The following is a 7,705-nucleotide window of genomic DNA, read 5'->3' on the forward strand; positions in this document are numbered from 1 at the left end:
AATTACTACGCTGATAATGTTTAGCTGATGCGTGAACATGTCTAAGAAATCCTCTTCAATCATGATGTGAACGATCCGTGCGTGTTCACATCCCCCAGTGGTTGAAAAGGAGTATGAAACTTTAGTTACCTAAAGTCAACGCAAACATGTAATGAATTTTCAACTTTTTTTGAATTTCTCGGTATAAAACGCCACTGACCTCGGACTTTACCCCACGACAGTTTTTGCATGAGAGATGCCCCTGAGAGCCGCGGGAGCCGGGCGGCGCATATGAACTTTATCGCGAGTTCCGCACGCAAAGAAGGCCACTTAATGTGGCCTTCGTCTTGCGCAGGACTGTAGAGCAGGAAACCTTATATCCGGCCCCTCCGTCCGGGGACCGCGCCGTACCAGCTACAGCGTCATGTTTGGATCGGCGTCGACGTCGAACGGCGAGATTTCACCTCGGTCGAATTTACGGCGAGCGACCTCCGCAATCATGGCTGCGTTATCGGTACAGGCAGACAAGGGCGGCACCGTTACGCGAATCCCCTGACGCCCAAGCTTCTTGATCATCATCTCGCGCAGATGCGGGTTGGCCGAGACGCCGCCACCGATGCAGTATTCCTTGCATCCGGTAGCGTGCAATGCGTTTTTGGCCTTCTTGTACTGCACGTCAAAGACAGCTGCCTCAAACGAAGCTGCCAGATCGGGCAGGTGAATCGTGCGCCCGGCCTTGGTCTCCTGTTCAATGTAGAGCGTCACAGCGGTTTTAAGGCCCGAAAGCGAGAAGCGATAGTCTCCTCTGCTGTTAAGCGCACGGGGGAAATCGATCGCCTTGGGGTTGCCCGTCTCGGCCAGCCTGGAAATGATGGGGCCACCGGGATAGCCCAGACCCAATGCCTTGGCTACCTTGTCGAAGGCCTCGCCCACAGCGTCGTCGAGCGTCTCACCGAGCACCTCGTAGTCGCCCCATGCCTTTACGTGCACGAGCATGGTGTGCCCGCCCGAGACAAGCGTGAAGATGAACGGCGGCTTGAGGTCGGGCTGCGCCAGCAAGTTGGCAAACAGGTGCCCCTCCAGATGGTTGACGCATACGAGCGGCTTGCCAGCAGCGTAGGCAAAGCCCTTGGCGAAGGCGACGCCAACCACGAGCGCGCCCACCAGGCCCGGGCCCTGTGTCACGCCCACGGCGGCAAGCTCGCTGGGGGCAATGGCTCCATCCTCAAGACCAAGCGATGCTGCGGCATCCTCGAGCGCCGCATCCACGACACTCACAATCACCTCGACGTGTTTGCGCGAGGCGATCTCGGGCACCACGCCGCCAAAGCGGGCGTGAAAATCAATCTGCGTCGACACCTGGTTGGCCAGCATATTGCCATCCGCATCGATAATCGCCACGGCCGTCTCGTCGCAGGAACTCTCGATAGCGAGCACCAGGCGGCGGCGCTCAATTTCGGCGCGCTCCCCCTCGGAGCGCCCAGGCGCAGGCAGCGGCCATACGCGTTGCTCGGCTGCCGTCGGCTCGGGCGAAGCATTGTCGACCGGAAGTACCAGGGGCAGCGGGGCCGTCATGACGATGGCGTCCTTGCCGGCACCATAGTAGCCGCGGCGACGGCCAGCCTCGGTAAAGCCCAGAGCGTTATAGAGCGCAATCGCTCCCTCGTTGCCGTCCTCGACCTCGAGCGAAGCCGTGGTGCAGCCGAGCATCTGGGCATCATAGCTCACGTGCGACAGCAGCTTGCGGGCAATGCCCTCACGGCGATGTGCCGGGTCGACGGCGACATCCAGAATCTGCACATCACCGTCCACGACCATACCGCCGGCAAGGCCCAGCAGCTTGCCGTCGTCGTGTGCCACCCACCAACTGCGCGGCGCAGCGACGTCCTCGCCCAGTTCGGACAGGAACATGCCCGGCGTCCACGCCTCGTGTCCGGCACCTTCAAAGCAGGCAGCCTCTAGCGCGCTCGCGCCCTCGGCATCCGCCGCGCCCATGGGACGGAACTGCAGATGACGACCGGCGAGCTCATCGGCAACGCCCGTAATTTCGCTCTGCGCACTCTCGGCAAGACCAAGACGCTTGCGCTCGTTTTCCTCGGCATCCGAAAGGCGCGTGTAAATCGGCAGGACGCGAGCCGGATCGCCGTCACCCGCAGCGTGCGCGAGCAGCAAGCCCTCGCCCGAAGGCCACCACAGGTCGCGCTCCACGCAGCGGGCGGTCTCGTCCTCACCCAGCAGCTTGCCATAGCGTACGAGACCGTCACCGGTCAGCTGAACCTGGTCCCAGTCCGCTGCTCGGCGCCACTCATCGAGCGCCACGGCGGCCTTGACCACGTGTTCGCGCTCAAATTGACGCTCGGGACCCTCATCGCCCAGCATATATAGTGCCGGATATACCTCACCGCGCATGGCATCGGCCAAGATACCAAGCTTGCCGCGCACGCCAGCCTTCCACGCCGTCCAAGCGCAAGCGTCGAGCGTCGACACGCCCAGCAGTGGAACATTGGCACCGCGCGCGAGGCCCTTGGCAGTGGAGATGCCGATACGCACACCCGTAAACGACCCCGGGCCGCGGCCGACCACGTAGTAACCAACATCGCTGCGATCCAGACCGGCTTGAGCCAGCACGCCATCAACGGTATTCACGAGCTCAACGTTGGCGTGACGGCGACACATGTGGTCGCCGCTCACGAGCTTCGTCTCGCCCGTCTGCCCATCAATCCAGCTTGCCGCGCAGGCAAGCATGTCGGTCGAAGTATCGAGCGCCACCACCAGCGCATTGTCGTTATGCAAGCTCATCTTGTACAGCCTTATCAATCAAATGGGAAAGCTCCATTGCGCGGTCACCGTGCGCCTCGAGCGTTATCGTTCGCACATCGCTGTCGCCCTCATCACGCTTGAGCGTCACCGAAAGATACTCATCCGTCAGCTCGTCCTGGAATTGTTCGCCCCATTCCAGCAGGCAAGCACCCTCATAGCCCAGCACATCGAAAATGCCCGTATCCTCGAGCTCGTAGGCATGCTCCAGGCGGTATAGATCAAAATGAAACAGCGGAATACGACCTTGATCGTGAACGGCCATGAGCGCAAACGTAGGGCTCGTAACCATATGCCCATCGCCCAGCCCGCGCGAGACGCCCTTGGTAAAGTGAGTTTTGCCCACTCCCAGGCCACCGGTCAGGATGAGCACATCGCCGTCCTCAAGGCACGGTGCAATTAGCTTGCCAAAGTACTCCGTATCGGCAGCGCAAGTCGTTTTGTAAGTACCTACCCCCAGGCGCTCCAGGGACATATATGCTCCTTATTATTCCGAGGCGTCCTCTGGTGCGGGATGTCGCTCCAGATAGTCGCCCAGCATCTTAAAGTCTTCCTCCAGCAGCTCCTGCCACGCCGGATTGCGCAGCGCTGCTGCCGGATGGAACGTGGGCATTACTACAAAATGCCCCATCTGGTGGAACCTGCCGCGCAGCTTAGTAATGCCAATCTCGGTCTTAAGCACAAAGTGCGTCGCGGGGTTGCCGAGCGTCACGATAATATCGGGCCAGATGCTTCGAATCTGCTCACGCAAAAACGGCGAGCAAGCCAGCACTTCCTCGGGACGCGGATTGCGGTTTCCCGGCGGGCGGCACTTAAGCACGTTGGCAATGTAGACGTCTTCGCGTTTGAGGCCCGCCAGCGACAAAATGCCGTTGAGGTCCTCGCCTGCCGCCCCCACAAAGGGCTCGCCCTGCAAATCCTCATTGCGGCCCGGCGCCTCACCAATAAACATCACGCGAGCGCGGGGGTTTCCCACGCCAAACACGATATTGTGACGCGACTGGTAGAGCTGGCAGAGGTGGCAATCGCCCAGAACGGCCTCAATTTCCTCGAGTGCGACCTCACGTGGTGCCTGATGGGTATGGCCGGGGATGTGCATGACGCCCATAGCGGCTCCTACACGTAGACCTTGTCGAGACGCATGCCAAAGCCGCAGGCGACCTCGTAGTTAATCGTTCCGCGCAGTCGGGCCATCTCGTCCATAGTGATCTCGGCATCGCCATCGCGGCCGACAATGATCATCTCGTCACCATACTCGGCCTCGGGAATCTCGTGTGCCGGGTTGGACTGAATGGCGACCATAAACTGGTCCATGCAGATATTGCCAACCTGATGCACGCGCTCGCCGCGATACAGCACATCCATACGATTGGAAAGCGTACGCGATAGGCCATCGGCATAACCGATCGGCAGCGTGCAGATCTGAACGCGCGTACGCGGTACGCGGTAGGTAAAACCGTAGCCCACGCCCTCACCCATCGCAGGGTGTGCCACGCGCGTCACACGCGCATGGACGCTCATAACGGGATCAAGCTGCATCACGCGGCCACTCAGCTCGCACGGCTGCATGCCATACAAGCCAACGCCGGCGCGGATCATATCAAAATGCATCGAGGGGTCGAGCATCGAGGACGGCGTGTTGGCGCAGTGCACGATACCGCACTCAAAACCCGCATCCTTAATGGCCTGAACGGCCTCGGTAAAGCGCTGACACTGCAGCTTGTAGTCCCAGCCCGAAGGTTCATCGGCCGTGGCGAAGTGCGTAAATACGCCGTCGCACTGAATACCGCGATGGAAATTTATACCGCGGACAAAGTCGAGCACCTGCGTGTAGTGAACGCCGATACGATTCATGCCCGTCTCGATGGCGAGATGATACTTGCCCACTTTGCCCGCCGCGACGGCACATTCGCCATACGCAAGAGCAAAGTCAGACGTATAGACCGAGGGCATGATATCAAACTCGAGCAACGTCGGAATGGCCTCGATAGGCGGCTCGCTTAGGATGAGGATGGGTTTCGTAATCCCGCCCTGTCGGAGCTCAACGCCCTCGTTAACCGTCGCCACGGCAAACATGTCGGCACCGACCGAATACATGATCTTGGCGCACTCAACAGCTCCATGACCATAAGCATCGGCCTTGACCACGCAGCACAGGCGCTGACGTGGATTCAGCAAGTTCTTATAGGCCCTCGTGTTGCGACGGAGCGCCCCGCGGTCGATCTCGACCCAGGACCAGCGCGTCAAATCGGCTTTATTCATGATTAGTCATCCGACCCTTCGTCCATGATTCCCAGATCTTCGAGCGCATCCTTTGCCGCCAGTTCCATGGCAGGACCGATCAAGTCGATAAGATCGGTCGCGATGACGCTCTTCTCACCATACTCCGTCGCCGCGGCAAAACCGGCGTAGCTGTGAAGTGCGACGGCGTACGAATACAGCAACTCCCAACGATCCATCTCGTCGCGCATGGTGGCAAGCGTGCCGGCCAAAATACCCGCGAGAACATCACCCGAACCGGCAGTTGCCAGAGAAGCCGGACCCGAGAGCGGCAGCAGCACACGCTCAACGCCACAGATAGCCGTCGTCGGCCCCTTGGCAATGACCACCAGATTGTCGGAGCCTGCAGCCCAGACAACCTTCTGCGCGGCCGCAATCGCGGTACCAAGGTCGTTCACCTCGTCACCGGCAACCAGACGCGAAAGCTCACGATAGTGCGGCGTCATAACCAACGGCTGCTCGCGACGATACATCTCGGGATTACTATCAATACCGTCAATGGCAATCTTAGCAAGGCAGTTGAGTGCATCGGCGTCCAAGATAAGCGGCACATCAAGCTCGAGCAAGCCCGAAACCACCTGCATAGCGCCGGCAGATGTCGTCATACCGGGACCGCACAGTACACAGCTGTACTTCTTTGCAATCTCGCACACCGTCATGCGCGCAGCGGCGCCAAAGGAGCCGCGGGAATCAGACGGAATAGCAAAGACGGGAATCGAAGGAAGTGCCATGCGAATAAGATTGGCGCAGGCGTCAGGAGCCGCGACTGCCACGTAACCAGCACCCGCGCGAGCTGCAGACTTGGCCGCCATAATGGCAGCACCAGGATATTGCGCAGATCCGGCGACAATAAGCACAGAGCCACGGGAATACTTATCGATATTCGTAGGTAGTGGGGCAAAGTAATCAACTAAGTCACCGGGCTCGACAATCTCGGCGGCGTGGTCGACATCATCGATGACCTCGTCAAGACGGTCGTAAAGATTGCCGCAGATCAAATCGCCAGCATACTCAGGACCATCAGCGCTATACAGACCAATCTTGGGCGCAATCATCGTCACCGTATGCTCGGCACGAATGCAGTCGTCATCAACAACGCCCGTCTCGGCATTCAGGCCCGAGGGAACATCAATGGATACGACACAATCGGCGCATTCATTGACCGTAGGAATCCAGATGGAGAACGGCGCACGCAGATTTCCGTGGAAACCGGTACCAAAAATGGCATCGACAACAACATCGGCCTTATCGATCAAAACCTCGAGTTCGTCACGCGAGGGGCCGACGCAAACGTGCACATCGCGGCCGGCAGTACGACGAGCAACATGACGTGCCAGAGCAGCAGGAATCTCATCCGGCTCAACCGGAGAAACGATATCCACGTCCACACCCTTATGGCTCAGGATATCGGCGGCAACCCAACCGTCGCCGCCATTATTACCAAAACCGACCAGAACGAGAACCCGATCGGGATTGAGCTTCAAGACCTCGTTGGCGGCAAACTCACCCGCTAGCTCCATAAGCTCGGCCTTCGAAGTCCCTTCGCGTTCGATGATATCCTCGAGACGAACGACTTCTTCGGTACTCAAAACCGGTTTCATCTATGCTCCTAGCGTATCTTGCGAAGCATCGCCCAGGTGCTCCGTCAATGCTGAATTCTGCAGCTGCTCAAGCTCATCTAAAACAGAGCGAGCCTCTTTAAATGTCTGCGCTACGCGTTTCTTGGTGCTCACCTTTTCCTCTTTTGGCTTAGGCCGAGCATCTTCGGTAATCGCGATGGCATTCGCAACGGCCAAATCTCCTGTAAGCGTAATGGAAAGAGCGACTTCAACAACACCCAGTTCTTGAGCGATCTCGAGAGCACGGCCCGAAAGCAGCGCCTTCGGTTTGCCGAGTTTATCACGCGTAACCGAAACATCCTTGCGACCCACGCCTTGACTAAAACCCGTGCCGAGAGCTTTAAGTACCGCCTCGCGCGAAGCAAAGCGGCTCGCATAGTGAGCAGCGGGACGCGATGATGCATCGCAATACGCACGCTCTTCTTCGGTAAACACACGCCGAGCAAACGACGGCGTCTTTTCAAGAATTGATTTCATGCGGGAAATCTCGACGATATCAACGCCGATACCAGCTTCAGCCATGTTCACCTCCATATCGCACAGACTAAGTTATTGTAGCCCGTTCGCAGAAGATGCGACAAACGAGGGTTATAAAACACAGCTACTATGTGAGACAAAAGCCCGTAAACGCAAAAAAGGGGAGGCCGCGAGGCCTCCCCCTTCTCAGTTCAAGCGTACGGCTCGGTGCCGTCCACCGGTCAGCGGCGCCCTGGCCTCCCACGGGCTGACCCCGCAGTACTCTCGGCGCGATGGGGCTTAGCTTCCGGGTTCGGAACGGGACCGGGCGTGCCCCCCATGCTCTGGCCGCTGACCGGTGGGCGGCGCCCACCGTTACGGTGTCCGGTGTCTCTCTCACGTGCCCTGGGGGCCGCATGGCGCATAGGGGAGGTGACTCGGGGGCATCCTCGTGCCCGGACCGCGCATGAGCGCTCAGTCCCGCGGGCCGCGAGGTGCGGTTCCGGAAGAGCTCGGGCGATTAGTGCGGCTCGGCTGAGGACGTCGCCGCCCTT

Annotated in this window: 6 protein-coding genes and 1 rRNA gene; all 7 read right to left on the minus strand. The window is 59.2% G+C overall.

All coding sequences use genetic code 11. From position 1 onward, the window contains the following. Positions 1 to 393: 393 nt before the first annotated feature. On the minus strand, positions 394 to 2,778 hold the full coding sequence (gene tsaD / locus AB5750_RS04030) for a tRNA (adenosine(37)-N6)-threonylcarbamoyltransferase complex transferase subunit TsaD (RefSeq protein ID WP_368145918.1): 2,385 nt from the start codon (positions 2,776 to 2,778) through the stop codon (positions 394 to 396). After that, positions 2,765 to 3,271, minus strand: coding sequence for a tRNA (adenosine(37)-N6)-threonylcarbamoyltransferase complex ATPase subunit type 1 TsaE (gene tsaE / locus AB5750_RS04035; RefSeq protein ID WP_368145917.1), 507 nt, complete (start codon positions 3,269 to 3,271; stop codon positions 2,765 to 2,767). Before tsaE ends, tsaD begins: the two co-directional genes overlap by 14 nt. Positions 3,272 to 3,283: 12 nt before the next feature. Then, positions 3,284 to 3,904 carry a uracil-DNA glycosylase gene (locus AB5750_RS04040; RefSeq protein WP_006235848.1) on the minus strand — a complete coding sequence of 207 codons (621 nt, stop codon included), beginning with the start codon at positions 3,902 to 3,904 and terminating at the stop codon, positions 3,284 to 3,286. An 8-nt stretch (positions 3,905 to 3,912) separates the two neighbouring features. Next, positions 3,913 to 5,058, minus strand: a complete 1,146-nt coding sequence (gene alr / locus AB5750_RS04045; protein ID WP_055310748.1) for an alanine racemase — start codon at positions 5,056 to 5,058, stop codon at positions 3,913 to 3,915. A 2-nt stretch (positions 5,059 to 5,060) separates the two neighbouring features. Continuing rightward, positions 5,061 to 6,677: an NAD(P)H-hydrate dehydratase gene (locus AB5750_RS04050; protein WP_082222952.1), complete on the minus strand. Its 1,617-nt coding sequence runs from the start codon at positions 6,675 to 6,677 to the stop codon at positions 5,061 to 5,063. After that, positions 6,678 to 7,217, minus strand: a complete 540-nt coding sequence (acpS, locus tag AB5750_RS04055) for a holo-ACP synthase (RefSeq protein WP_006235843.1) — start codon at positions 7,215 to 7,217, stop codon at positions 6,678 to 6,680. 174 nt (positions 7,218 to 7,391) lie between these two features. Continuing rightward, positions 7,392 to 7,507 (minus strand): 5S ribosomal RNA (rrf, locus tag AB5750_RS04060). Positions 7,508 to 7,705 lie beyond the last annotated feature (198 nt).

It is taken from the genome of Collinsella aerofaciens, assembly GCF_040926185.1.
Classification (GTDB): Bacteria; Actinomycetota; Coriobacteriia; order Coriobacteriales; family Coriobacteriaceae; genus Collinsella; species Collinsella aerofaciens_BC.

Coding starts and splice junctions, on each gene's coding strand:
- AB5750_RS04050 (WP_082222952.1), bottom strand. CDS start 6,677: ATGAAACCGGTTTTGAGTACCGAAGAAGTCGTTCGTCTCGAGGATATC.
- tsaD (WP_368145918.1), bottom strand. CDS start 2,778: ATGAGCTTGCATAACGACAATGCGCTGGTGGTGGCGCTCGATACTTCG.
- alr (WP_055310748.1), bottom strand. CDS start 5,058: ATGAATAAAGCCGATTTGACGCGCTGGTCCTGGGTCGAGATCGACCGC.
- tsaE (WP_368145917.1), bottom strand. CDS start 3,271: ATGTCCCTGGAGCGCCTGGGGGTAGGTACTTACAAAACGACTTGCGCT.
- acpS (WP_006235843.1), bottom strand. CDS start 7,217: ATGGCTGAAGCTGGTATCGGCGTTGATATCGTCGAGATTTCCCGCATG.
- AB5750_RS04040 (WP_006235848.1), bottom strand. CDS start 3,904: ATGGGCGTCATGCACATCCCCGGCCATACCCATCAGGCACCACGTGAG.